This window comes from Streptomyces silvisoli (genome assembly GCF_029269905.1).
GTDB classification, from domain to species: domain Bacteria; phylum Actinomycetota; class Actinomycetes; order Streptomycetales; family Streptomycetaceae; genus Streptantibioticus_A; species Streptantibioticus_A silvisoli_A.
In genome coordinates, this window is record NZ_JARJBC010000002.1 from 116,473 (window position 1) to 138,481 (window position 22,009).

A 22,009-nucleotide genomic window follows, 5' to 3' on the forward strand; every position below is an offset into this window, starting at 1 on the left:
CTGCCGGTTGTGGGCCGGGTGCGCGCCGGTGTGGCTGCTGGCTCCGCCCGCGTTGTCGGCTGCGGGGACGCCCCGGCAGGCCCCTCGGGTGGGGGACCTACCCGGGGAGCGTGCCGCGGCCCAGGCGCGGTGTGGTCAGGAAGCCCTCCGTCGCCGCGTTCGCGACAGCGATCCTCGGCAGCTCGGTCGCCCGCTCGTACAGCAGGTACCTCGGCTGCCACCGCGGATGGAACACCGCGTTCACCCGCTGCACAGACTCCAACCGCCGCTTTCGCGCCAGCAGTTGAACGATGCCCCGGTGTACCCGGAAGACCCACCCGGTCCCCGGCCCCCCATGCTCCGCAGCGGTGTGGAACACCGTGAAGTTCAGCGACACCCGCTCAAGCCCGGCCACCGGTGCGGCCTCCGACCGGGCCCGTAGCAGCAGTTCCGCGATCATGTAGGGAACCAGTTCCCCGGACGACTCGCGGTCGCGCCGCATCAGGTCGAGCGTCAGCCCCGTCCGCCCCCAGGGCACAAGACTCAGCAGCGCGCAGGTGCGGTCATTGGGGTCACGGCACTCGACGAGCACGCAGTCACCGTCCGCCGCGGCGCCCAACCGCCCAAGCGCCATGGTGAACAGCCGGTCCGACGTGCCGTGCCGCCAGGCGTCCGCCAGATGCACCAGATGCGCCATCTCGGGCCCCGGGATGTCCCGGTGCCGCCGCACCACAACCGTGTAACCGGCGGCCCGGATCACCTCGTGCGCCCGCCGCAGCGGCCGTATCGCGTCGCCGTCCAGACTGAACCCGGCAGCGCCGACCACCGCTTCGTCACCGAACGCCAGCACCTTCAGCCCGTACCGCTCGTACGCCGCCGCGGCGGCCTCGCTCGCCCCGGTCACCGCCGGAACCCAGGCGTGGGTACGGGCCACCTTCAGCCAGGTCTCGATCGCCTGCGGCCAGCCGCGCGGATCGCCGACCGGATCCCCGCAGGCCATCGCCACCCCGTTGGCCACCCGGTAGAGCACGGCCGCGTCGTAAGCCGCCGACCAGCACGCCGACTTGTCGTGCCGCAGTGCGAAGTAGCCGAGCGAGTCGAGGTCCCCGAACTCGTCCAGCAGCGTGCGCAGCCGCAGTTCGTCCTCCGGCAGCAGGCGGGCCCGGCCGCGCGGCGAGCGGAAGAAGGCCCGCAGCACCTGGAGGAAGAACGCCACACTGATGACGTTGATCAGCAGGTCGGTCCAGCCGGGAACGCTGATCTCCGGCAGGTCGACCAGCATGGAGACGGTGAAGATCCGCAGTACCGCGTAGCGGAAGCAGGCCGCCCAGTCCGCCGTCGGCGGATGGTCGGTCTGGTGCACCAGCACCGTGCCGAGCCCCGCCGCCACCACCCCGCCGAGCACCAGATAGGCCAGCCCGCGCGCGATGTTGCCGCGCTCCCCGCGCACCCGGCAGACCGGCTCGGCGATCAGCAGGGCGAGCGGCACCGCGGTGGTCAGCCCGGCCGAGGCCCAGTTGAACGGATGCGCCCGGACCTCCGGCACCACCCCCAACGCCAGCCAGTACAAAGCCGCGTTGCCGGTGGACAGCACCAGCGCCACGATCCACGCGGCCCGCTTGCGGCGCCGCAGCATCACCGCGAGCAGCGCGGCCAGTGCCGCCGCCGTGAAGCCCGCGGTCACCAGGAACGGAGTGAAGAAGTCCCCGCTGTTGGCCCGGTGCACCCGGTTGCGGAAGGGGGCGATCAGGCCCGCCACCACGTCGAAGGTGGCCGCCAGCCGCAGGTACCAGACCACCGCCGTGGCGCACGGCGAACTCAGCGGGCGCACCCAGCGTTCCAGCCTGGACGGCCCCAGATCCGCGGTGGACGGCCGGGTGGGCAGTGCCTTGCGCACCATCTCGGCGGCCCTGACCTGCGGGCGCTCCAGATGCGGCGCACCGGCCAGCGCGTCGTACAGTCGGGTGCGCACCGCGTCCAGCCGCCGGTGCAACCGGGCGTCCCGCCGTTCCGCGCGGGCCAGTCGGCGCGGCCGGGAGTAGTAGCGCCAACGCGCCCACGGACTGGTCGGCCGGGCCAGCCGGATGGCGCCGATCACCGCCAGCGGCGGCAGCGGCACGCCCAGCAGCCCGGTCCACACCTTGCCCTTGAGCAGGCAGATCACCACGAACACCAGCAACACCGCGACGGTGCTGAGGTTGCTGACGGCCTGTGGGCCGGTGAACCCGGTGAACGGCACCCAGCCGAGCAGCAGCATGACGATCATCGCGACGGTGAGGATCACCGCGTCAACCGACTTGCGGCCCTCCTCGCTCCAGTACACGTCCTCCAGATGCAGCACCAGCGCGAACTCGTCCAGCACCAGGCCGCAGCCGACACCGAAGACGACCGCCAGCACGTTGCGGGCCAGCGACGAGTCCGGGCGGATGGTGAACGCCCCGACGCCGCCGAGCAGCATCATCGCCTGGCCGAACACCACATGGTGGATGTGCAGTCCGCCCGGCGCGACGTTCCCCGGCCACCAGCGCACCCCGCGCCGGATCATCCGCACGCTGAACCGGATGAACACGAACGAGCCCACGAGACCGGTCAGCAGCAGGAACAGCGGCTGCCGCCCGGTCCGTACGATCCGGGAGGTGTAGGCGTGCACCAACCACTGCCACATGGTTCCGTACCATCTCCCGTCCTGCCCGCGCGGCGCGAGCAGGCACCGTACGCCGGGGCCCTCCGGCGCGTCCAACCCGTCCGGTCGGGACTATCTCGTGCCGGTGAGTCGGGCGTACACCACCACGTTGCCGGTGTAGCTGTGGGTCTTCCTGGAGAATCCGCCGCCGCAGGTGATCAGCCGGATCTCGGGGGCCGGGGTGCCGGCGTACACCTTCTCGGTGGGGAAGCCCTCCTTCGCGTACACCTCGATGCCGTAGATGGTGAACACCGCGGTGCGGTGGTCGGCGCGGGCCACCTCGACGGTGTTGCCCTTGTGCAGCGAGCCGAGGTTGTAGAACACCGCGGGGCCCGCCATGGTGTCGACATGCCCGGCCAGCACCGCGGCGCCCAGGGCGCCGGGTTGGGCGCTGCCGGTGTACCAGCCCGCCAGGTTGCGGTCGCTGTCCGGCGGCACCTGAAGTTCGTGGTCGGCGCCGATGCCGAGGTTCATCAGCGGCGCGTCCACGTGGATGGCCGGGATGCGGACCCGCCGCGGCGCGGAGTTCGGCATCGGCGGGACGGTCGGCGTGGAGGAGACGGCGCCGTGCCGCCCCGGGGGCAGACCGTCGGACGCCTTGGGAGCGGGCGGCTGGCTCGACTGCGATCCGTCGTGCATCAGCCACGCGCCCGCCAGCAGCGCCAGCAGCGCCGCGGCGACGGCCGGTTTCGAAGGGGCGCGACGCGGCTGCCGGCCGGCGGGCTCGGCGGGTCCTGCGGGCTCGAAGTCCTGGGAGCGTTCCATGGCGACCTCCGTGAATGGCTGCCTTGTCGGAATGTTCCAGGGTCCGGTGCGGGAATCCGGCATCTGACCCGTTATCTGACAGAGGATCACACAATCTGCCGAACGGTGCGCGGCGGACATACGTGGAACCCGTACGGAGCACGCCGGACCCGGATTGCTAGCGTGACCTGTGACTTCGATACGCGACCGGGCCCACGGCCCCTCTGACGGCCCGTCGGCCGACGACGCGCCGGACGCGGGTACCGTGCGGCCCCGGCTGTTCGCCGATCTGACGCCGTTGCGGATATCGACCGCGTACCGCCGTCTGTGGTTCGGCAACACGATCTCCTGGATGGGCCAGCAGATGACCGCGCTGGCGGTCTCGCTCCAGGTCTACGCGGTCACCCGGTCCACCTTCTGCGTCGGCCTGGTGGGCCTGTGCTCGCTGGTGCCGCTGGTGGTCTTCGGGCTCTACGGCGGCGCGGTCGCGGACACCGTCGACCGCCGCAAGCTGGGCCTGGCGAGCGCCGGCGGGGCCACCGCGCTGTCCGTCGCGCTGGCGGTGGCGGCGCTGGTGGGCTTCCACCACGTGTGGTTCCTGTACGCGATCGTGGCCGCGCAGGCGATCTGCTTCGCCGTGAACTCCACCGCCCGCAGTTCGATGGTCCCCCGGCTGCTGCCCGCCAGGGCGCTGCCCGCGGCCAACGCGTTGCAGTCGCTGACCAGCAATCTCGGCCTGATGGCCGGGCCGTCGCTGGGCGGCCTGATCGTCGGCCTGTGGGGTTACCAGGCCGCGTACCTGATCGACGCGGCGGCCTTCACCGCCTCGCTCTACGCCATGTGGCGGCTGCCCGCCATCCGCCCCGACGTCGGGCGGCGGCGCGCCTCGGTGCGTGACGGGCTGCGCTTCCTGGCCACCCGGCCCAATGTGCGGATGACGTTCTTCTCCGATCTGGCGGCCATGGTGCTGGCTCAGCCCCGGGCGCTGTTCCCGGCCGTGGCGGCGCTGTGGTTCGGCGGCGGTGCCCGGACCGTCGGCCTGCTGGTGGCGGCGCCAGCGATCGGCGCGGTGCTCGGCGGGTTGTTCTCCGGCTGGCTCGGTCGGGTCCGCCGGCACGGTCTGGCGATCCTGTGCGCGGTGGCGTCCTGGGGCGCGGCGGTGGCCGTCTTCGGGCTCACCCGGCAACTGTGGCTGGGGATGGTGTTCCTGGCGGTGGCTGGCTGCTCGGACACCGTCTCCATGGTGTTCCGCAGCACGATGTTGCAGGCGGCGACGCCGGACGAGATGCGCGGCCGGTTGCAGGGCGTCTTCGTCGTGGTGGTCGCGGGCGGCCCCCGGCTCGGCGACTTCCTCGCCGGTTCCGTCGCCAACCTGGCCTCGCCCACCGTGGCGGTGGTCGGTGGCGGTCTCGCCTGCGTGCTGGTGCTCGGCCTACTGGCCCTGCGCTGGCCGGGCTTCGCCCGCTACGACGCCCGAACGCCCCGGGCGTAGGGCCGGGTTCGGCGGCGCCACGCCAACTGACCGCCCCGCGTGCCGAGTTCGCCACGGCGCATGAACAGGCGGATTACGGGCAGACGGTCATGGCAACCGCGGCCACTGGCCGTCGCGTCTGTGGGGGTGTGGCCGTATTTCCGTGGCCGCGCGCAACGAAGAGAAGAAGGCAGGGCAGCAACATGGGTATCGTCGGCTGGATCGTACTGGGACTGCTCGCCGGGGCGATAGCCAAGATCCTGCTGCCCGGACGCGATCCGGGCGGCCTCGTGGGTACCACGCTCACCGGCATCGCCGGTGCGTTCCTCGGCGGGTGGCTGTCCGCCAAGTTCCTGCACCGGCCCATTCCGCACCAGTTCTTCGACCTCAAGACCTGGGTGGCCGCCATCGCGGGCTCGCTGATCCTGCTGATCATCTACCGAGTCCTCTTCGGCAACTCCCGCGCACGGCGCTAGCCGCACGAGCCCTACGGGGTTCGGGGGCCTGCCCCCAACAAACGAGCGCCGCGGTGGCGGGCGACCCTCATGGCGTGGCCCGGCGGCGCCGGACCCACCGCGGCCCAGCCCGGGGGCTCAGGCCTCCAGGCCCAGCATGTGCCGCAGGATGTCCCGCAGGGCCGTCCGCTCCGCGGCGGACAGCTGGGCCAGCGGCTCCCGGGCGAACTCCAGCGAGGAGCGCAGCCGCTCGTATGTCTGCCTGCCTTCCGCCGTCGCCGCGGCCAGCTTGACCCGTCGGTCGGCCGGATCCGGGCGGCGTTCGACCAGGCCGCGGGCCTCCAGGCGGTCCACGATCCCGGTGATGTTCGACGGCTCGCACTTGAGCTGTTCCGCTATCCGCCGCATCGGCAGCGGTTCGAGGGCGAGCAGCCCCAGCACCCGGGCCTGCGCGCCGGTGAGCTGGTGCTTGCTCGCTGCCGCGTCGTACTCCGAGTAGTAGCGGGAGACGACGGTGCCGATGAGGTCGACGACCTCCCGGGTCAGGGGATCGATACGTGCTGCCATGGCACCAGGGTACCCATTTACTTGACAACATGAAATATCCAGGAGCATGGTTTATTCAGAACCTGAACCTTTGCCTTGGCGGCCACGCCGTGGCGGAAGGAGAGCACCCCCCATGTCTGCACTGCCCACGACCAGCCGCGAATGGCACCTGACCGCCCGCCCGCAGGGCTGGCCGAAGCCCACCGACTTCGCTCTGCGTGAGAGCGCGATCCCCGCGCTCGCCCCCGGTCAGGTGCTGGTCCGCAACCTCTACATGTCGGTCGACCCGTACATGCGCGGCCGGATGAACGACGTCAAGTCCTACACGCCGCCGTTCCAGCTCGACCAGCCGATGGACGGCGGAGCCGTCGGTGTCGTGATCGCCTCCGAGGCCGAGGCCCTCAAGGTCGGCGACCACGTGCTGCACGGGCTCGGTTGGCGTGAGTACGCGGTGCTGGACGCCAAGCACACCACGACCGTCGACCCGGACGCCGCGCCGCTGTCCAAGTACCTCGGCGTCCTGGGCATGCCCGGGCTGACCGCCTACGCCGGACTGCTGCGGGTCGCCGCCTTCAAGGAGGGCGACGCGGTCTTCGTCTCCGGCGCCGCCGGCGCGGTGGGCAGCCTGGTCGGCCAGATCGCCAAGCTCAAGGGCGCCTCCCGGGTCATCGGCTCGGCCGGGTCGGACGAGAAGGTCAAGTCGCTGGTCGAGGAGCACGGCTTCGACGCGGCGTTCAACTACAAGAGCGGCCCGGTCGCCGAGCAGCTCAAGCAGGCCGCCCCGGACGGCATCGACGTGTACTTCGACAACGTCGGCGGCGAGCACCTGGAGGCCGCGATCAGCTCGCTCAACGTGCACGGCCGCGCCGCCATCTGCGGCATGATCGCGCAGTACAACGCGACCGAGCCGCCCGCCGCCCCGCGCAACCTGGCGCTGGTCATCGGCAAGCGGCTGCGCCTCGAAGGACTGCTGGTCGCCGACCACGGCGACCTGAAGGAGCAGTTCATCCAGGAGGTCGGCGGCTGGCTCCGGGAGGGCAAGGTGCACTCCCGGGAAACCGTGGTCAACGGCATCGACAGTGCCGTGGAGGCGTTCCTCGGCCTGCTGCGCGGTGACAACACCGGAAAGATGGTCGTCAAGCTCGCCGACTGACCCGGACGGCCAGGGGGGTGTCGCGCGGCGCCCGCCGCGCTCGCCTAGGCTCAGCACCAGACCGTCGCGACCGTGGGCGCGAGTCGCGGCGCACCACCAGGAGGATATTGCGCATGTCCATCCAGTCCATCGACGTGCTCTACACCGCCGTGGCGACCGCGGAGAACGGCCGGGACGGCCGGGTCTCCAGCGACGACGGCAAGCTTGATGTCGTGGTCAACCCGCCCAAGGAGATGGGCGGCAGTGGCGCCGGGACCAACCCGGAGCAGTTGTTCGCCGCCGGGTACAGCGCCTGCTTCCAGGGCGCGCTCGGCGTGGTCGCCCGCCAGGAGAAGGCGGACATCTCCGGCTCGACGGTGACCGCCAAGGTCGGCATCGGCAAGACCGCGGCGGGCGGCTTCGGCCTCCGGGTCGACATCTCGGCGTCCATTCCGAACGTCGACGCCGAGACCGCCAGGTCGCTGGTGGAGAAGGCGCACCAGGTGTGCCCGTACTCCAACGCGACGCGCGGCAACATCGAGGTGACCCTGTCCGTCGACTGACGGTCAGCTCATCGCGGGGGTAAGGGGCGTGCTCCATGGAGCACGCCCCTTACCTGTTCAACCGTGCGCACCGCGCCGGCCGGTTACAGGGTTCGCCTCCACATCCCCGCGGCCCCCCGCCCGGGCTCCGCGGCTGCGGTCGTGGCCGGGATCGTCATATCCGTGGCCTTGCCGCCATTGCCGGACGGCCGTGAGCATGGACGGGTGACACAGCGCCGCATCGTCTTCCTCGTCTATCCGGGGTTCCAGGTGTTGGACCTGACGGGGCCGCATGAGGTCTTCGGGCAGGCCGGGGGCTACGCGGTCGAGGTCGTCGCCTCCGGGGAGAGGGCGGTGCGGGCCAGCCACGGGGTCGAGGTCGTGCCCACAGGGACTGTCCAGCGGTGCGGGGGACCGCTGGACACCTTGGTGGTCGTCGGCGGCCCCGGGTACCGGGAGGCCGCTGACGACGCGGCGCTCATCGGCTGGCTGCGGCACGCCGCAGGCCGGGCCCGCCGCGTCGCCTCCGTGTGCACCGGCGCGTTCCCGCTCGCCCGGGCCGGGCTGCTGGACGGACGGCGCGCCGTCACCCACTGGGCGTACTGCGAACCGCTGGCCCGCGAGTACCCGGAAGTGACGGTCACCCCGGACCACATCTTCGTGCGCGACGGTGACGTATGGACCTCCGCCGGAGTGACCGCCGGCATGGACATGGCGCTCGCCATGGTCGAGGAGGACCACGGGTCCGAGGTCTCCCGGACCATCGCCCGGCGACTGGTGATGTTCGTCCAACGCCCGGGTGGTCAGGCGCAGTTCAGCACCCAGCTCGCCGCGCAGCGGCCGACCCGCGAGCCGCTGCGCGAGCTTCAGGCCTGGGTCGCCGACCATCTCGCCGACGACCTGACGATCCGCGTGCTGGCCGAAAGGGCCGGTATGAGCGAACGCAACTTCACCCGGGTCTTCCGCGCCGAGACCGGCCGCACTCCGGCCGCCTACGTGGAGACCGTGCGGGTCGAGGCGGCCCGCGCGCTGCTGGAGACCACGGACATCACCGTCGACGCGATCGCCAGGGCCTGCGGCTTCGGCGCCGCCGAGACCCTGCACCGACGCTTCAAGCACACCCTCGGCGTCACCCCGGGCCAGTACCGGCAGCACTTCTCCACCGTCCGCTGAACCACCGCACAAGGAGCGCCCATGCGCATCGTCATCCCGGTCTTCGACGGTTTCACCGCACTCGACGCGATCGGCCCGTACGAGGTGCTGCACGGACTGCCGGACGCGCAGGTGGTCTTCGCCGCCGAGCGGCCGGGGCCGGTACGCCCCGACGGGGGCACCCCCGCGCTGCTCGCGGAGGCCGCGCTGGCTGACCTGGACTCCTGCGACGTCCTGCTGGTCCCCGGCGGTCCCGGTGCCCGCCGCCGACTCGACGACGAACCGCTGCTGGAGCAGATCCGCCGGCTGCACGAGCTGGCGCAGTGGACCACCTCGGTGTGCACCGGCTCGCTGCTGCTGGCCGCCGCCGGGCTGCTCAGGGGCCTGGAGGCCACCACCCACTGGAGCGCGGGGGCCATCCTGGAGTCCTACGGCGCCACGTACACCCCGCGACGCACCGTCTTCCAGGGCCGGATCGTCACCGCCGCCGGGGTCTCCTCGGGCATCGACATGGCCCTCGCCCTGGTGGAGCGCATCGCGGACCGCACCCACGCCGAGGCGTTGCAGCTGCTCATCGAGTACGACCCGCAGCCGCCGTTCGACGCGGGAGCACCCGACAAGGCGCCGCAGGCCGCCAAGGACCTGCTGGCCGAGTGGCGCCCGTACACCGCTACTCGCTGAACGCCCAGCCGGTCCACCGGTCGACGGCGACGACGATGACCGGTCCCTGCGGCAACCGGCCTTCGTACTGCGGGTACTTGGCGGCCAGCCGCTGGACCGGCTCGGTACGGTCCTCGCCCTCGGCCAGGACGCGTGCGGTGCCGTCCGCCCGTACCCACCACAGGCGGCGCCACTCCTCCTCGTAGTGGTCCACCAGCAGCGAGACCTGGGGCGTGGCGCGGATGTTGTGCAGCCGCCGCAGGTCCTGGTGGCGCTTGGGTTTGTGGTCGACCGCCATGGACACCGTACGGTCGACCGCGGCGAAGACCGCCGGGACCAGGTGCGGGCGGCCCCGCTCGTCGACCGTGGCCAGCCGCAGCACCCTGGCGGCGGCGAACCGGCGCCACGCCTCGTCCTCGGGCAGTCGCATGCCGTGAGGCTACCCGGCCCCGGCCCGCCGGATCAGCTCCTGGTCACCCCGGCGTAGCCGAGCCGGGCCAGTCGCGCCTGCCCCTGTGCGCTGGGGTGGAACCAGTCCCAGGTACTCAACTCGCCCGTGCCGAAGGCGTATTGGAAGACCGCGCCGCCGTCGTACCGGCACAGCGGGTACCGTCCGCACACCTCGCCCAGCGCGCCGTTGTACGCCACCACCCTGTCCCGTACCGCCGCGCGTCGGGCCGTGGCGTCGGGACCGGTGTTGGCGGCGTCGGCCAGCATCGACGGGCAGATGCCCAGCTTCCATATCTCCCTGCCCACCGGGTTCCGCCGCCCGACGGACCACAGCCGGAGCAGGTCGGGAACGCTGGAGACGTACACCTCGGTCTTCGGTGAGGTGCGGCGCAGCGCCTCCATCGCCGCGGTGAACTGGTCCCGGAATTCGGCGACCGGCGTCATCCCGTCCACCGAGCGGGCGCAGGCGTCGTTGGCACCCATCAGCACCGTCACCAACTGGGGCCGCTGCCGCGCCGCCTGGGCCATCTGGTCACGCAGCTCGGCCATTCGCGCACCGGTCCGCGCGAAGTTCCAGGAACCGCCCACGCGGGAGCCCCGCAGTCTTCCGGTCAGGCTGGCGACATCGGAGCGGGTGCCGGTCACCCAGGACACCTCGGGGCAGTCGGCCAGCAGGGAACAGGCGTCGAAGCCACGGGTGATGGAGTCGCCGAGCGCGGCCACCGACTCGGGGTGCGGGTTCCACGCGGGGTGCGGGTGCCCTGGCGGAGTCGGGCTGCCGTGCGCGTGCGGCGGTCCCGAGCTGCCCGTTGCGCAGCCGGTGAGCAGTAGGACAGCGGCGGCGAGGACGGCCGAGACACCGCGTCCGGCCCACCGTCCGCGTGTCCTGCCGCGACCTTGGGCCTCTCGCATCGTTGTCCTCTCGGATGACCGGGTGATATCTGTCTGAGCCCGACGGTACGTCACCCTCGAAAGGACGGTGCACGGTAGCTTTTCCCTGACGGTTCTACCGCGCCGAAGTCGGCTCGGTGGCGAAGAGGTGGTCGACAGAGGTTTGGGTGCGAACGATCAGTTCTTGTCCCGTTTGCTAAAAATGGTGCAGAATGTCTGGTGCTGTCGCTATTGCGGAGCCACTGGATCGGGCGTGAGGCCGCTGGGGAAGGCGAACCTCGTCCCACACTGGAGGTCCCGGTGACGACACGTGGAGTTCTTTACGTGCACTCCGCACCCCGCGCGCTGTGCCCGCACGTTGAATGGGCTGTCGCGGGCGTGCTCGGTGTGCGCGTCAGCCTTGACTGGATCCGTCAGCCCGCCGCGCCCGGCACCTGGCGCGCCGAGTTCTCCTGGCATGGCGACCCCGGTACGGCGTCGAAGCTCGCCTCGGCGCTGCGGGGTTGGCATCTGCTGCGCTTCGAGGTGACCGCGGAACCCTGTGCCACCGCCGAGGGCGAGCGGTACAGCAGCACGCCGGAGCTCGGCATCTTCCACGCCGTGACCGGAATGCACGGCGACATCCTCATCCCGGAGGACCGGCTGCGCGCCGCACTGGCCAGGTCGATGCGGGGCGAGGCGGACCTGGAGGGCGAGGTCGCCAGGCTGCTCGGCAAGCCGTGGGACGACGAGTTGGAGCCGTTCCGGTACGCGGGCGAGGGCGCGCCGGTGCGCTGGTTGCACCAGGTGGTCTAACCGCCAGGCTATGCCGTTGACCACGCACCGGCTCCAAGCCGTAGCGTGATCAGCATGGCTGACACGATTTCAGTAGCGGTACTGGGTACCGGCACGATGGGCGCGCCGATGGCGCGCAACCTGCTCAGGGCCGGTCACACCGTACGGGTGTGGAACCGCACCCGCTCGCGCGCGGAGCCGCTCGCCGCGGACGGCGCCTATGTGGCCGACGATCCGGCCGACGCGGTGCGGGGGGTGGACGCCGTCCTGACCATCCTGCTGGACGGCCCCAGCGTCCTCGCCGCGATGCGGGAGGCCGCGCCCGAGCTTCGGCGCGGCGCGGTCTGGTTGCAGTCGAGCACCGTGGGGCCCGCGGCGCTGGCGCCGCTGGCCGAACTGGCGGCGGAGCACGGGGTGTACTTCGTGGACTCCCCGGTACTGGGCACCAAGGCTCCTGCCGAGCAGGGCCAGTTGCAGGTGCTGGCGGCCGGGCCGCAGGCGGCCAGGCCAGTCGCCGACCAGGTCTTCGACGCGATCGGCAGCCGTACGCTCTGGCTCGGCGAGGACGGCGCCGAGGGGGCGGCCAGCAAGCTCAAGCTGGTCTTCAACAACTGGGTGCTCACCGTGATCAACGGCACCGCGGAGACGCTGGCGCTCGCCAAGGGCCTTGGAGTCGACCCCCAGCGCTTCCTGGACGCACTGGAGGGCACCCTGCTGGACTCGGGCTACCTGCGCATGAAGGCCAAGGCCATCCTGAACGAGGACTACACGCCCAGCTTCACCGTCTCGGCGGCCATAAAGGACGCCCGACTGATCACGGAGGCCGCCGAACAGGCCGGTGTACGGCTGGACTTGGCGCCCGCCGGAGTCGAGCGCCTGCGCCGCGCGGAGGCACAGGGACACGGCGGCAAGGACGGCGCGGCGTCATACCTGGCGAGCTTCGAGGGCTAGCCGCCCTTGACGCCTTTCGGTGTTGGTCGTTCGGGGTACGGCCGGTTCGGCACCGCCGGACCGGCCGTTGTGGCCGCTCGCCGTCCGCGCCGGACTCGGCTATCGGTCGCGGTCGTTGACTCGCCGACGCGGCGGCGACTTCGTGCCAGCCGCCGCGACGGCGATAACCGCCACAGCGGAGACCGGCGGCGCCGAAGGCGCCTCGGCTGGCGGCGGGAGCCGGGGCTTGGAGGCGCCGACGTCGCCTGAGCCCGGCGGCAGCGCTAGAGCGGGACGTTGCCGTGCGCTCCCCGGCGGGCCGGTGCCTCGTGGATGGCCCGCGCGATCGCGGAGCGGGTGGTGTCGGGGGAGACCACCTCGTCCACGACGCCGAGTTCCATCGCCTTGGGAAGGCCGCCCGCCACGATCTCGTGCTCCGCGGCCAGTTCGAGCTCGATCTGTTCCTTCAGCTCGTCGGGGACCTGGGCGAGCCGTCGCCGGTGCAGGATCCGCACCGCCGCCAGCGCGCCCATCACCGCGACCTGGGCCTGCGGCCAGGCCAGCACCCTGGTCGCGCCGAGGGCGCGGGCGTTCATCGCGATGTACGCGCCCCCGTACGCCTTACGGGTGACCAGGGTGACCCGCGGCACCACGCTCTCCCCGAACGCGTGCAGCAGCTTCGCACCACGGCGCACCACGCCGTCCCACTCCTGGCCGACGCCCGGCAGATAGCCGGGCACGTCCACCAGCACCACCAGCGGCACCCCGAACGCGTCACACATCCGCACGAAGCGCGCCGCCTTCTCCGCGGACAGCGAGTCCAGGCAACCGCCGAGCCGCAGCGGGTTGTTGGCGACCACACCGACCGCCTTGCCGCCCAGCCGGCCCAGTGAGGTGACGATGTTCGGCGCCCACTTCGGGTGCAGTTCCGTTCCGGGGGAGTCCAACACCCCGTCCACCAGCGGCCGTACGTCATAGGCGCGCCGCGCGGACTCCGGCAGCAGCCCGCCCAGCTCCCGGTCCTCGACCTGGTCGAGCCGCAACTCGCTCGGACTGCCCAGGAGTTCGGCCAGCCAGCGGGCCCTGTCCAGCGCGTCCCGCTCGGAGTCGGCGAGCACATGCACCACGCCGGAGCGGCGGCCGTGCGGCTCCGGGCCGCCGAGCCGCGCCATGTCGACGCTCTCCCCGGTGACCGTACGCACCACCTCGGGGCCGGTGACGAAGATCCGGCCGTCCGGCCCCAGGACCACCACATCGGTCAGCGCGGGTCCGTACGCCGCGCCGCCGGCCGCCGGGCCCAGTACCACCGAGATCTGCGGAACCCGACCGGAGGCCAGGATCATCGCGTGGAAGACCCGACCGACCGCGTCCAGCGAGCCGACGCCCTCCCGGAGCCGGGCGCCGCCCGAGTGGTAGATCCCGATGATCGGGCAGTTCTCGGCCACCGCCCGGTCATAGGCGCGGACCACATGGTCACAGCCCTCGGCGCCCATGGCACCGCCCTGCACGGTCGGGTCGGAGGCGAACGCCACCGCCTTCATCCCGTTGATCGTGCCGATCGCGGTGAGCATGCCCGACTCGTCGTAGGCCGAGACCTCCTGGTAGCCCTCCGGATCCAGCAGGGCCCGCAGACGCAGCCGCGGATTACGCGGATCACTGTCGCGGGCCTCGCTGGCCATCCGTTGGCTCCTCGGGTCAGGGCGCGGGCGGACCTGGCGTCGCCGCCGGGGCCGCCCGGCCCTGCCGATCAGCTCTTGCGGAACGCCAGGACGACGTTGAGACCGCCGAAGCCGAACGAGTCATTGAGCGCGGCGATGCTGCCCTCCGGCAGGGCCCGCGGCTCAGCGCGCACGATGTCCGCGTCGACCTCGGGGTCGAGGTTGTCCACATTGATCGTCGGCGGAGCCAGGCGGTTGTGCAACGCGAGAACGGTGGCCACCGTCTCCACACCGCCCGCACCACCGAGCAGATGGCCGGTCATCGACTTGGTGGCGGAGACCGCCATGTGGTCGACGTCGTCGCCGAAGACGGAACGCAGCGCCCGAAGCTCGCCGACGTCACCCAGCGGCGTAGAGGTGGCGTGCGCGTTGACGTGCACGATCTCCGCGGGCTTCAGGTCGGAGTTGTCCAGCAGGTTGCCGAACGCGTCGGCGATGCCACGGCCGGTGGGCTCCGGCTGCGCGATGTGGTGGGCGTCGGCCGAGATGCCCTGGCCGATCGCCTCGCAGTACACCCGGGCACCGCGCTTGGCGGCGTGCTCGGCGGACTCCAGGACGACGATGCCCGAGCCCTCGCCCAGCACGAAGCCGTCGCGGGCCACGTCGTAGGGGCGGGAGGCGCCCTGCGGGTCGTCGTTGTTCTTCGACATCGCCATCATGTTGGCGAACGCGGCGATCGGCAGCGGGTGGACCGCCGCCTCCGTGCCGCCCGCCACGACCACGTCGGCGCGGCCGGTGCGGATCATCTCGATGGCGTAGCCGATCGCCTCGGCGCCCGAGGCGCAGGCGCTGACCGGGGTGTGGGTACCGGCACGGGCGTTCAGCTCGATGCTGACGTTGGCCGACGGGCTGTTCGGCATCAGCATCGGCACGGTGTGCGGGGACACCTTGCGGAAGCCCTGCTCACGCAGGATGTCGTACTGGCCGAGCAGGGTCGTGACGCCGCCGATGCCGGAGGCCACCACGGTGCCCAGGCGGTCCGGGGCGACGGCGGAGTCGTCACCGGCCTTGCCGGTGAAGCCGGCGTCCGCCCATGCCTCACGCGCCGCGATCAGTGCGAACTGCGCGGAACGGTCCAGCCTGCGGGCGAGCGGCCGGGGCAGGATCTCAGCGGGCTCCACGGCGATCTCCGCCGCGATGCGGACCGGTAGGTCAGCGGCCCACTCCTGCTTCAGGGGCGCCACGCCGGAGCGTCCGGCGAGCAGCGCCTCCCAGGTCGATGCGCTGTCGCCACCCAAGGGTGTGGTTGCGCCGATACCGGTGACGACCACGGTGCGATTGGTCGGGTTCACTGGAATTCTTGTCTCCACGTATCGAGGGTGAAGGCAACGCGGGCGCCACTCCGGGGTGGCGACAGACGCGTCAACCTGCGGTCAATCAGGCCTGGTGGTCCAGGATGTACTTGGCGGCGTCGCCGACCGTCTTGAGGTTCTTCACGTCGTCGTCCGGGATCTTGACGTCGAAGCGCTCCTCGGCCGCGACGACGACCTCGACCATGGACAGCGAGTCGACGTCCAGGTCGTCGGTGAAGGACTTGTCCAGCTGCACGTCCTCGACCGGGATACCGGCGATCTCGTTGACGATCTCGGCGAGACCTTCGACGATCTCTTCCTGAGTGGCGGCCATCTGTGGCGCTCCTTCGATTTTCTACGGTGGTGATGACACGGGCTCGCGGAGTGCGAGACCGCGGGGATCTTGCCTAGGGGAGGGTAACGACAGCGGCTGCGTACACGAGACCCGCCCCGAACCCGATGACGAGTGCGGTGTCGCCGCTCTTGGCCTGGCCGGTCGCCAACAGCCGCTCCATGGCGAGCGGGATGGAGGCCGACGAGGTGTTGCCGGTGGTCTCGATGTCGCGGGCGACCGCGACGTGCTCCGGCAGCTTGAGTGCCTTGATCATCGAGTCGATGATCCGCATGTTGGCCTGGTGCGGGATGAACGCGTCCAGCTCATCCGCGGTGATACCGGCGGCGTCCAGCGCCTCCTGGGCGACCTTGGCCATCTCGTAGACCGCCCAGCGGAAGACCGCCTGGCCCTCCTGGGTGATCGCCGGGAAGCGGATGTCCTCCGGGTTGGCGGCCCGGTAGACGTCCCACGGCAGGGTCTGCTTGATGGTCTCGGCCTTGTCGCCCTCCGAGCCCCAGACCGTCGGGCCGATCGCGGGCACCTCGGACGGGCCCACCACGACCGCGCCCGCGCCGTCGCCGAACAGGAAGGCGGTGGCCCGGTCCTCCTTGTCGGTGAGGTCACTGAGCCGCTCGACACCGATGACCAGTACGTACTTCGCCGAGCCCTCGGTCACCATGCCCTTGGCCAGCGTCAGCCCGTAGGTGAAGCCCGCGCAGCCCGCGGAGATGTCGAACGCCGGGGGCTTGCCCGCGCCGAGCCGGTGCGCGATCTCGGTGGCGATGGCCGGGGTCTGCTTGAAGTGCGACACCGTGGCGACCAGCACCGCGTCGACGTCCTCGGCGGTCAGACCGGCGTCCGCTATGGCCTTGCCCGCGGCCTCGATCGACATCTCGGCGACGGTCTCCTGCGGGTTCGCCCAGTGCCGGGTGGAGATGCCGGAGCGGGTGCGGATCCACTCGTCGGAGGAGTCGATGTACTTGAGGATCTCCTCGTTCGGCACCACGCGGGTCGGCCGGTAGCCGCCGACGCCGAGGATACGGGCGTACGGCGCGCCCTTGCTCGGCTTGATCTTCGCGGTCATGCTGTGGGGCTCCTCATCGGTTGGCCGATGTCCTGTCGGCTCGTCAGGTTCATTCGGCCGCGGGGTGGATGCGCAGCAGCGGCTGCCCGGGGGCGACCGGGTCGCCGTCCTCGACCAGCCATTCCACGACGGTGCCGCCGTGCTCGGCGGTGACCGCCTGCCGGTCGCGGTTGTTGGCGACGTGCGCCACCGTAGCGCCCGGCTCAAGTACGTCACCGGCCTTGACCGTCCCGGTGTCCACGGTGCCCTTGAACGGGGCCACCGCGAGCCGCCAGGTCGGGCCGTGCTCCAGCGGGTTGCCCGCCGGGTCACCGTGCTCGGCGATGATCTCGCGGGCCGCGTCGATGTCGTCCGGGGTCTTCAGCGCCAGCGTCCTGACGCCCGGCAGCGCCCGCTTGGCCAGCCCGGTGAGGGTGCCGGCGGGGGACACCTCGATCAGCGCGGTGACGCCGAGCGCCTTGAAGGTCTCCATGCACAGGTCCCAGCGGACCGGACCGGCGACCTGCTTGACCATTCGGCGGATGATCTCCGCGCCGCTGTGCACCACCTGGCCGTCGGCGTTGGAGACGTACCTGGTCCGCGGGTCGCGCACCGACACACCCGGCACCAGGGCCTCCAGCGTGGCGACCGCGGGCGCCATGTGGTGGGTGTGGAACGCGCCCGCCACCTGGAGCGGGCGCACCCGGGAGCCCTCGGGCTTGTCCTCGGCGAGCGCCGCGAGCTGCTCCATGGTTCCGGCGGCGACGATCTGGCCGGCGCCGTTCATGTTGGCGGGAGTGAGTCCGTGCGACTCCAGCTTGGCGACCACGTCCTGCGGGTCGCCGCCCAGCACCGCGGACATGCCGGTCTCGGTGACCGAGGCGGCCTGCGCCATAGCCAGGCCGCGCTGCCGTACCAGCACCATGGCGGACTCGGCGGTGATCACGCCGGCACCGGCGGCGGCGGTGATCTCGCCCACGCTGTGCCCGGCGACCGCGCCGACCAGGCGGCGTCCGTCGACCGGGTGCGGGAAGACCGAGAGGGCGGACACCAGTCCGGCGGCCACCAGCAGCGGCTGCGCCACGGCGGTGTCGCGGATCTCGTCCGCGGTGCCCTTGGTGCCGTAGTGCACGAGGTCGAGTCCGGCGACAGCGGACCACCAGTTCAACCGGTCGGCCACGCCCGGGAGTTCGAGCCAGGGACTGAGGAAGCCGGGCGTCTGGGCGCCCTGGCCGGGAGCTACGAGTACGAGCACCTTCACACTCTCTCTCGCGTCGGGTGGTCACCGCCGGTGAGGACAGGGACCAAGAACGGTCAGGCGATTTGTGGGTGTCCCACAAAAACTCAATCCTGGTGATTCACGCTGGAGAGTCGGCCGAGGATGAGGGCGATCCGCAGGGTGAACGCGGAGCGTACATCGGAAGGTGACCATCCCGTGACATCCGTCACACGTCGTAGCCGGTAGCGGACGGTGTTGGGATGAACGAACAACATCCGGGCAGCGCCTTCCAGCGATGACGCCTGTTCCAGGTAGACGCTGAGCGTCTCCAGCAGCGCCGAGCCCGCTTCCTCCAGTGGTCTGTAGATCTCCTCCACCAGTTGTTCACGAGCCGCGGGATCGCCCGCCATCGCCCGCTCCGGCAGCAGGTCGTCCGCGAGCACCGGCCGGGGGGCGTCGGGCCAGGCCGCGCACGCCTTGAGCCCGGCCGCGGCGGCCTGCGCGGAACGGGTGGCGGCCAGCAGGTCGCCCACCACGGGACCGGCCACCACCGGGCCTGCGGCGAACGGGCCGATGAGGTCCTTGGCGGTGCGGATCGGGTCGTCGGAGCCGCCCGCGACGACCACCAGGCGGTGCCCCAGCACCCCGGTCAGCACCTGCAGCTTGGCGTGCCGGGCGGCCCGGCGGATCGCCTCCACCGTCAACTCGCTGTCCCCGTCGGGTGCGGTGCCGAGGACCACGACCACCCGGTCGGGTGAGTTCCAGCCGAGCGCGGCGGCCCGGGACAGCACTCCCTCGTCCGCCTCACCGGAGAGCACGGCGTTGACGACCAGCGACTCCAGCCGGGCGTCCCAGGCGCCGCGCGCCTCGGCGGCCTGGGCGTAGACCTGCGCGGTGGCGAACGCGATCTCCCGCGCGTAGACCAGCAGCGCCTCGCGCAGCACGGCCTCGTCGCCGGGGGCGGCGACCTCGTCGATCGCCGCTTCCATCACCTCGATGGTGGTGCGCACCATCTCCACGGTCTGCCGCAGCGAGATCGCCCGGGTCAGCTCGCGCGGCGCGGTGCCGAACACATCCGTGCTGATGGCCTGCGGTGCTTCGGGGTGCCGGAACCACTCGGTGAAGGCGGCGATACCGGCCTGGGCGACCAGCCCGATCCAGGAACGGTTCTCCGGCGGCATCGCGCGGTACCACGGCAACTGCTCGTCCATGCGCGCGATCGCCGCGGCCGACAGTCTGCCGGAGGACTGCTCCAGGCGGCGCAGGGTGGCGCTGTGCGGGTGTTCGCTCCGCTGGGACTTCGGGGGTTGCGGGGAATGCGTGGACTCGGGCACGGGACAAGCCTGCCTTATCGCCTCCGGCGAGCGGAAAGCGGTACGCGGCCGGCCATGGGGGCCGGCCGCGACGGCTTGCGCCCCGGGGGCGCGGGGGGTGGCGGCGGCTGGCGCCCGGGGGCGCGAGGGTGGCGGCTTGCGCCCGGGTGGGCTGGGGTGATGCGGCTTGCGCCGCGGTGGTGGGGGCGGCTTGCGGTGCGGGGTGCGCTTGCACGCGGGGCTGCTCGGGTGCGGGTGCGCTTGCGCGCGGGGGATGCTCGGGTGCGGGTGCGCTTGCGCGCGAGGGTGCTCGCGGTGCGCTTGGGGTGCGGGTGCGGTGCGTTGTGGGGTCTGGCGCCGTTGCGCCTGCGGCGGGGTGTTCCCACCCGCTCGCCCTTTTAGCCTGCGGCGGAGGCGGCTGGGTGTCCGGGCGCGTGGGTGCGTTACGGCGGCGCGGGGCTGGGGAGCGCCGCCCGCCGCTCCTTCGGCCTCCTGGGCGGCGACGGAGAGTCACCGGAGGCGGGAAAGGGCGAGCGGGTGGGAACAGCTCGCCGCAGGCGAAGAAGCCCGCCGCAGGAGAGGGGGTGGGAGGGGCGTAGCGTGGGTGGGATGGGAGTTGTTTGGCGGGCGGGGGACCGGTATCCCGGCGGGGATGCCGCCCAGGGGATCGAGACGCGGCACGCGTTCTCCTTCGGGGGGCACTACGACCCGGAGAACGTGTCCTTCGGGCTGCTGCTCGCCTGCAACGAGGAGTACCTCGCCCCCAACGCCGGCTTCTCCCAACACCCGCACCGCGACGTGGAGATCGTCACCTGGGTCATCGAGGGTGAGCTGCGCCACGAGGACGACGCGGGGCACCGCGCCCTCGTCCGCGAGGGCGAGATCCAACGCCTGAGCGCCGGCACGGGCGTCCTGCACAGTGAACGCAACGCGTCCCCGGACAGACCGCTCAGGTTCCTCCAGATGTGGCTGCACCCCGCGGAGTTCGGCGCCCCGCCCGCGTACGAGATCACCCGCGGCCAGGACGTCAGCCCGCTGCGCCAGCCCGGCGCGCTGCTCGGCGTGCGCGCCGGGACCGCCCGGCTACCGGAAGCCCCGTTCGTGTACGTGCACGTCGTGCGCGGTCAACTCCGGCTGGACGGCGAGACGTTGGGGCCCGGGGACTCGGCGCGGATCAGCGACGCGGCCGGGCTCACCGCGTACTGCGACGGCCCGGCCGAGTACCTGGTCTGGGCGATGCACGGTGTGCCGCGCTACGGCTAGCCCAGCTCCGCGAGCACCGCGTCCGTCAGCGCGGGCCACAGCGGGTGCGCCCACTCGCCGAAGTCCCGGTCAGTGAGGCAGACGCACGCCGCGCCCGCGACCGGGTCCACCCACAGGAACGTCCCGGACTGCCCGAAGTGGCCGAAGGTGCGCGGCGAGGACGAACCGCCCGTCCAGTGCGGGGACTTGTGGTTCCGGATCTCGAAGCCGAGCCCCCAGTCGTTGGGGTTCTGGTGCCCGTACCCGGGCAGTACACCCTTCAGCCCGGGGAAGGCGACCGCCGTCGCCGCAGCGTGCGTCTGCGGCGCGATCAGCCGCGGGGTGAGCAGCTCGGCGGCGAACCGGACCAGGTCGTCCACCGTGGAGAGCGCGCCCCACGCCGGGGAGGCGGTCAGCTCGGTCGCTGCCATGCCCAGCGGCTCCAGCACCGCCTCGCGCAGATAGTCCGCGAACGCGATGTCGGTGGCCTTGGCGATGTGGTCGGCCAGCACCTCGAAGCCCGCGTTGGAGTACAGCCTGCGGGTGCCCGGCGCGGCCAGCACCTGGTGCTCGTTGAAAGCCAGCCCCGAGGCGTGCGCCAGCAGATGCCGTACCGTCGAACCCTGCGGGCCCGCGGGCTCGTCCAGCTCGACCGCGCCCTCCTCGATCGCGACCAGTGCCGCGTACGCGGTGAGCGGCTTGGTGACCGAGGCGAGCCGGAAGCGGTGCCCCGTCGGTCCGTACGACCCGGCCACCCGGCCGTCCGCCCGGACCACGGCCGCCGCCGCGGTGGGCACCGGCCAGTTCTCCATCAACCGCAGACTCTCCATGACGGCGAGCGTACTTGCCCAGGCCAACGCTCATCCCAGGGCCCCGAGCGGCCGGGCTTGCCTAGAGTGCACTCAAAGTCTCTAGCGTGGACAACGTCGGGAGATCGAGAAGACGGCAGCCGGAGGGGTGTACGGCATGACGGTCGTGGAAACCGAACGGAACGCGCTGACCAGCTGCTTTGAGGTGATGGCCAGAACACGCCCGCAGGGCCACGACCGCTACACGATCAGCGAGGTCGTCGCCTACACCGGGATGAGCGCCCACACCCTGCGCTGGTACGAGCGGATCGGCCTGATGCCGCACGTCGACCGCTCGCACACCGGGCAGCGCCGCTACACGGACCGTGACCTGGACTGGCTGGATTTCGTCGGCAAGCTGCGGCTGACCGGAATGCCGGTGGCGGACATGGTCCGCTACGCCGAGCTGGCGCGCGAGGGCGACCACACCTACCCCGAGCGCCTGGAGCTGCTGGTGGCGCACCGAGAGGACGTACGCCGCCGGATCACGGAGCTGCGCGACACCCTCGACGTTCTCGACTACAAGATCGACTTGTATGCGGGCGCCACGCCGGCGCCGGAGAGGCACTGA

The 22,009-nt window shown here is 71.7% G+C and carries 22 protein-coding genes and 1 pseudogene; 10 read left to right on the forward strand and 13 right to left on the reverse strand.

Annotation, left to right across the window (positions count from 1 at the left end; all coding sequences use genetic code 11):
• Positions 1–97: 97 nt before the first annotated feature.
• Complete coding sequence (locus tag P3G67_RS03515) at positions 98–2,644, reverse strand: phosphatidylglycerol lysyltransferase domain-containing protein (protein WP_276092129.1); 2,547 nt, start codon at positions 2,642–2,644, stop codon at positions 98–100.
• 90 nt (positions 2,645–2,734) lie between these two features.
• The gene (locus P3G67_RS03520) at positions 2,735–3,427 is read right to left on the reverse strand and encodes a class F sortase (protein WP_313879555.1); all 693 of its coding nucleotides are present in this window, start codon (positions 3,425–3,427) and stop codon (positions 2,735–2,737) included.
• Positions 3,428–3,605: 178 nt separating this feature from the next.
• On the opposite strand from P3G67_RS03520, the gene P3G67_RS03525 reads away from it, so the two are divergent.
• Together P3G67_RS03525 and P3G67_RS03530 are read left to right on the forward strand one after the other, a co-directional pair.
• Complete coding sequence (locus tag P3G67_RS03525) at positions 3,606–4,898, forward strand: MFS transporter (protein WP_391858204.1); 1,293 nt, start codon at positions 3,606–3,608, stop codon at positions 4,896–4,898.
• Positions 4,899–5,080: 182 nt separating this feature from the next.
• Positions 5,081–5,353 (forward strand): GlsB/YeaQ/YmgE family stress response membrane protein, encoded by a 273-nt coding sequence (locus tag P3G67_RS03530; RefSeq protein WP_276092130.1) that lies wholly within the window; start codon positions 5,081–5,083, stop codon positions 5,351–5,353.
• A 117-nt stretch (positions 5,354–5,470) separates the two neighbouring features.
• On the opposite strand, the gene P3G67_RS03535 is transcribed toward P3G67_RS03530, so the two are convergent.
• Positions 5,471–5,899, reverse strand: coding sequence for a MarR family winged helix-turn-helix transcriptional regulator (locus P3G67_RS03535; RefSeq protein WP_276092131.1), 429 nt, complete (start codon positions 5,897–5,899; stop codon positions 5,471–5,473).
• Positions 5,900–6,011: 112 nt separating this feature from the next.
• Between P3G67_RS03535 and P3G67_RS03540 the strand changes: the two genes are divergently transcribed.
• The 4 genes from P3G67_RS03540 to P3G67_RS03555 all read left to right on the forward strand — a co-directional run bounded on the left by P3G67_RS03540 (position 6,012) and on the right by P3G67_RS03555 (position 9,385).
• Positions 6,012–7,031 carry an NADP-dependent oxidoreductase gene (locus tag P3G67_RS03540; protein WP_276092132.1) on the forward strand — a complete coding sequence of 340 codons (1,020 nt, stop codon included), beginning with the start codon at positions 6,012–6,014 and terminating at the stop codon, positions 7,029–7,031.
• Positions 7,032–7,144: 113 nt separating this feature from the next.
• Positions 7,145–7,573 carry an organic hydroperoxide resistance protein gene (locus P3G67_RS03545; protein ID WP_276092133.1) on the forward strand — a complete coding sequence of 143 codons (429 nt, stop codon included), beginning with the start codon at positions 7,145–7,147 and terminating at the stop codon, positions 7,571–7,573.
• A gap of 204 nt (positions 7,574–7,777) precedes the next feature.
• The gene (locus P3G67_RS03550) at positions 7,778–8,725 is read left to right on the forward strand and encodes a GlxA family transcriptional regulator (RefSeq protein WP_276092134.1); all 948 of its coding nucleotides are present in this window, start codon (positions 7,778–7,780) and stop codon (positions 8,723–8,725) included.
• 21 nt (positions 8,726–8,746) lie between these two features.
• The gene (locus tag P3G67_RS03555; protein ID WP_276092135.1) at positions 8,747–9,385 is read left to right on the forward strand and encodes a DJ-1/PfpI family protein; all 639 of its coding nucleotides are present in this window, start codon (positions 8,747–8,749) and stop codon (positions 9,383–9,385) included.
• On the opposite strand, the gene P3G67_RS03560 is transcribed toward P3G67_RS03555, so the two are convergent.
• Both P3G67_RS03560 and P3G67_RS03565 read right to left on the reverse strand, forming a co-directional pair.
• Positions 9,375–9,794 (reverse strand): TIGR03668 family PPOX class F420-dependent oxidoreductase, encoded by a 420-nt coding sequence (locus tag P3G67_RS03560; RefSeq protein ID WP_276092136.1) that lies wholly within the window; start codon positions 9,792–9,794, stop codon positions 9,375–9,377. The two genes, P3G67_RS03555 and P3G67_RS03560, sit on opposite strands and share 11 nt — an antisense overlap.
• Before the next feature lie 32 nt (positions 9,795–9,826).
• Complete coding sequence (locus tag P3G67_RS03565; RefSeq protein WP_276092137.1) at positions 9,827–10,726, reverse strand: SGNH/GDSL hydrolase family protein; 900 nt, start codon at positions 10,724–10,726, stop codon at positions 9,827–9,829.
• Positions 10,727–11,005: 279 nt separating this feature from the next.
• Between P3G67_RS03565 and P3G67_RS03570 the strand changes: the two genes are divergently transcribed.
• Positions 11,006–11,500 (forward strand): DUF3145 domain-containing protein, encoded by a 495-nt coding sequence (locus P3G67_RS03570; RefSeq protein WP_269854111.1) that lies wholly within the window; start codon positions 11,006–11,008, stop codon positions 11,498–11,500.
• Positions 11,501–11,554: 54 nt separating this feature from the next.
• A complete protein-coding gene (locus tag P3G67_RS03575) occupies positions 11,555–12,430 on the forward strand; it encodes an NAD(P)-dependent oxidoreductase (protein ID WP_269854112.1) in 876 nt (291 codons plus the stop codon).
• A 263-nt stretch (positions 12,431–12,693) separates the two neighbouring features.
• Here P3G67_RS03575 and P3G67_RS03580 read toward each other — a convergent pair whose 3' ends face one another.
• The 7 genes and pseudogenes from P3G67_RS03580 to P3G67_RS03610 all read right to left on the reverse strand — a co-directional run bounded on the left by P3G67_RS03580 (position 12,694) and on the right by P3G67_RS03610 (position 19,369).
• A complete protein-coding gene (locus P3G67_RS03580; protein WP_276092138.1) occupies positions 12,694–14,088 on the reverse strand; it encodes an acyl-CoA carboxylase subunit beta in 1,395 nt (464 codons plus the stop codon).
• Positions 14,089–14,156: 68 nt separating this feature from the next.
• Positions 14,157–15,419 (reverse strand): beta-ketoacyl-ACP synthase II, encoded by a 1,263-nt coding sequence (gene fabF / locus P3G67_RS03585; RefSeq protein ID WP_276092139.1) that lies wholly within the window; start codon positions 15,417–15,419, stop codon positions 14,157–14,159.
• Between the two features lie 85 nt (positions 15,420–15,504).
• Positions 15,505–15,753 carry an acyl carrier protein gene (locus tag P3G67_RS03590; protein ID WP_269854117.1) on the reverse strand — a complete coding sequence of 83 codons (249 nt, stop codon included), beginning with the start codon at positions 15,751–15,753 and terminating at the stop codon, positions 15,505–15,507.
• A gap of 73 nt (positions 15,754–15,826) precedes the next feature.
• Positions 15,827–16,837 (reverse strand): ketoacyl-ACP synthase III, encoded by a 1,011-nt coding sequence (locus P3G67_RS03595; protein ID WP_276092140.1) that lies wholly within the window; start codon positions 16,835–16,837, stop codon positions 15,827–15,829.
• A 49-nt stretch (positions 16,838–16,886) separates the two neighbouring features.
• Positions 16,887–17,099, reverse strand: coding sequence for a biotin/lipoyl-containing protein (locus P3G67_RS03600; protein ID WP_269854580.1), 213 nt, complete (start codon positions 17,097–17,099; stop codon positions 16,887–16,889).
• A 39-nt stretch (positions 17,100–17,138) separates the two neighbouring features.
• A pseudogene (locus tag P3G67_RS03605) lies at positions 17,139–18,071 on the reverse strand (ACP S-malonyltransferase); the annotation flags it as partial.
• 89 nt (positions 18,072–18,160) lie between these two features.
• A complete protein-coding gene (locus P3G67_RS03610) occupies positions 18,161–19,369 on the reverse strand; it encodes a PucR family transcriptional regulator (RefSeq protein ID WP_269854119.1) in 1,209 nt (402 codons plus the stop codon).
• A gap of 588 nt (positions 19,370–19,957) precedes the next feature.
• Between P3G67_RS03610 and P3G67_RS03615 the strand changes: the two genes are divergently transcribed.
• Positions 19,958–20,611, forward strand: a complete 654-nt coding sequence (locus P3G67_RS03615) for a pirin family protein (RefSeq protein WP_276092141.1) — start codon at positions 19,958–19,960, stop codon at positions 20,609–20,611.
• Here the strand turns inward: P3G67_RS03615 and P3G67_RS03620 are convergent.
• A complete protein-coding gene (locus P3G67_RS03620; protein WP_276092142.1) occupies positions 20,608–21,420 on the reverse strand; it encodes a serine hydrolase domain-containing protein in 813 nt (270 codons plus the stop codon). The two genes, P3G67_RS03615 and P3G67_RS03620, sit on opposite strands and share 4 nt — an antisense overlap.
• A 136-nt stretch (positions 21,421–21,556) precedes the next feature.
• Between P3G67_RS03620 and P3G67_RS03625 the strand changes: the two genes are divergently transcribed.
• Positions 21,557–22,009, forward strand: coding sequence for a MerR family transcriptional regulator (locus P3G67_RS03625; RefSeq protein ID WP_391858189.1), 453 nt, complete (start codon positions 21,557–21,559; stop codon positions 22,007–22,009).

What these genes read in the sequence shown, in the direction of transcription:
- P3G67_RS03515 (WP_276092129.1), bottom strand. Translation starts at nt 2,644, where the DNA reads ATGTGGCAGTGGTTGGTGCACGCCTACACCTCCCGGATCGTACGGACC.
- P3G67_RS03520 (WP_313879555.1), bottom strand. Translation starts at nt 3,427, where the DNA reads ATGGAACGCTCCCAGGACTTCGAGCCCGCAGGACCCGCCGAGCCCGCC.
- P3G67_RS03530 (WP_276092130.1), top strand. Translation starts at nt 5,081, where the DNA reads ATGGGTATCGTCGGCTGGATCGTACTGGGACTGCTCGCCGGGGCGATA.
- P3G67_RS03535 (WP_276092131.1), bottom strand. Translation starts at nt 5,899, where the DNA reads ATGGCAGCACGTATCGATCCCCTGACCCGGGAGGTCGTCGACCTCATC.
- P3G67_RS03540 (WP_276092132.1), top strand. Translation starts at nt 6,012, where the DNA reads ATGTCTGCACTGCCCACGACCAGCCGCGAATGGCACCTGACCGCCCGC.
- P3G67_RS03545 (WP_276092133.1), top strand. Translation starts at nt 7,145, where the DNA reads ATGTCCATCCAGTCCATCGACGTGCTCTACACCGCCGTGGCGACCGCG.
- P3G67_RS03555 (WP_276092135.1), top strand. Translation starts at nt 8,747, where the DNA reads ATGCGCATCGTCATCCCGGTCTTCGACGGTTTCACCGCACTCGACGCG.
- P3G67_RS03560 (WP_276092136.1), bottom strand. Translation starts at nt 9,794, where the DNA reads ATGCGACTGCCCGAGGACGAGGCGTGGCGCCGGTTCGCCGCCGCCAGG.
- P3G67_RS03565 (WP_276092137.1), bottom strand. Translation starts at nt 10,726, where the DNA reads ATGCGAGAGGCCCAAGGTCGCGGCAGGACACGCGGACGGTGGGCCGGA.
- P3G67_RS03575 (WP_269854112.1), top strand. Translation starts at nt 11,555, where the DNA reads ATGGCTGACACGATTTCAGTAGCGGTACTGGGTACCGGCACGATGGGC.
- P3G67_RS03580 (WP_276092138.1), bottom strand. Translation starts at nt 14,088, where the DNA reads ATGGCCAGCGAGGCCCGCGACAGTGATCCGCGTAATCCGCGGCTGCGT.
- P3G67_RS03590 (WP_269854117.1), bottom strand. Translation starts at nt 15,753, where the DNA reads ATGGCCGCCACTCAGGAAGAGATCGTCGAAGGTCTCGCCGAGATCGTC.
- P3G67_RS03595 (WP_276092140.1), bottom strand. Translation starts at nt 16,837, where the DNA reads ATGACCGCGAAGATCAAGCCGAGCAAGGGCGCGCCGTACGCCCGTATC.
- P3G67_RS03615 (WP_276092141.1), top strand. Translation starts at nt 19,958, where the DNA reads ATGGGAGTTGTTTGGCGGGCGGGGGACCGGTATCCCGGCGGGGATGCC.
- P3G67_RS03620 (WP_276092142.1), bottom strand. Translation starts at nt 21,420, where the DNA reads ATGGAGAGTCTGCGGTTGATGGAGAACTGGCCGGTGCCCACCGCGGCG.
- P3G67_RS03625 (WP_391858189.1), top strand. Translation starts at nt 21,557, where the DNA reads ATGACGGTCGTGGAAACCGAACGGAACGCGCTGACCAGCTGCTTTGAG.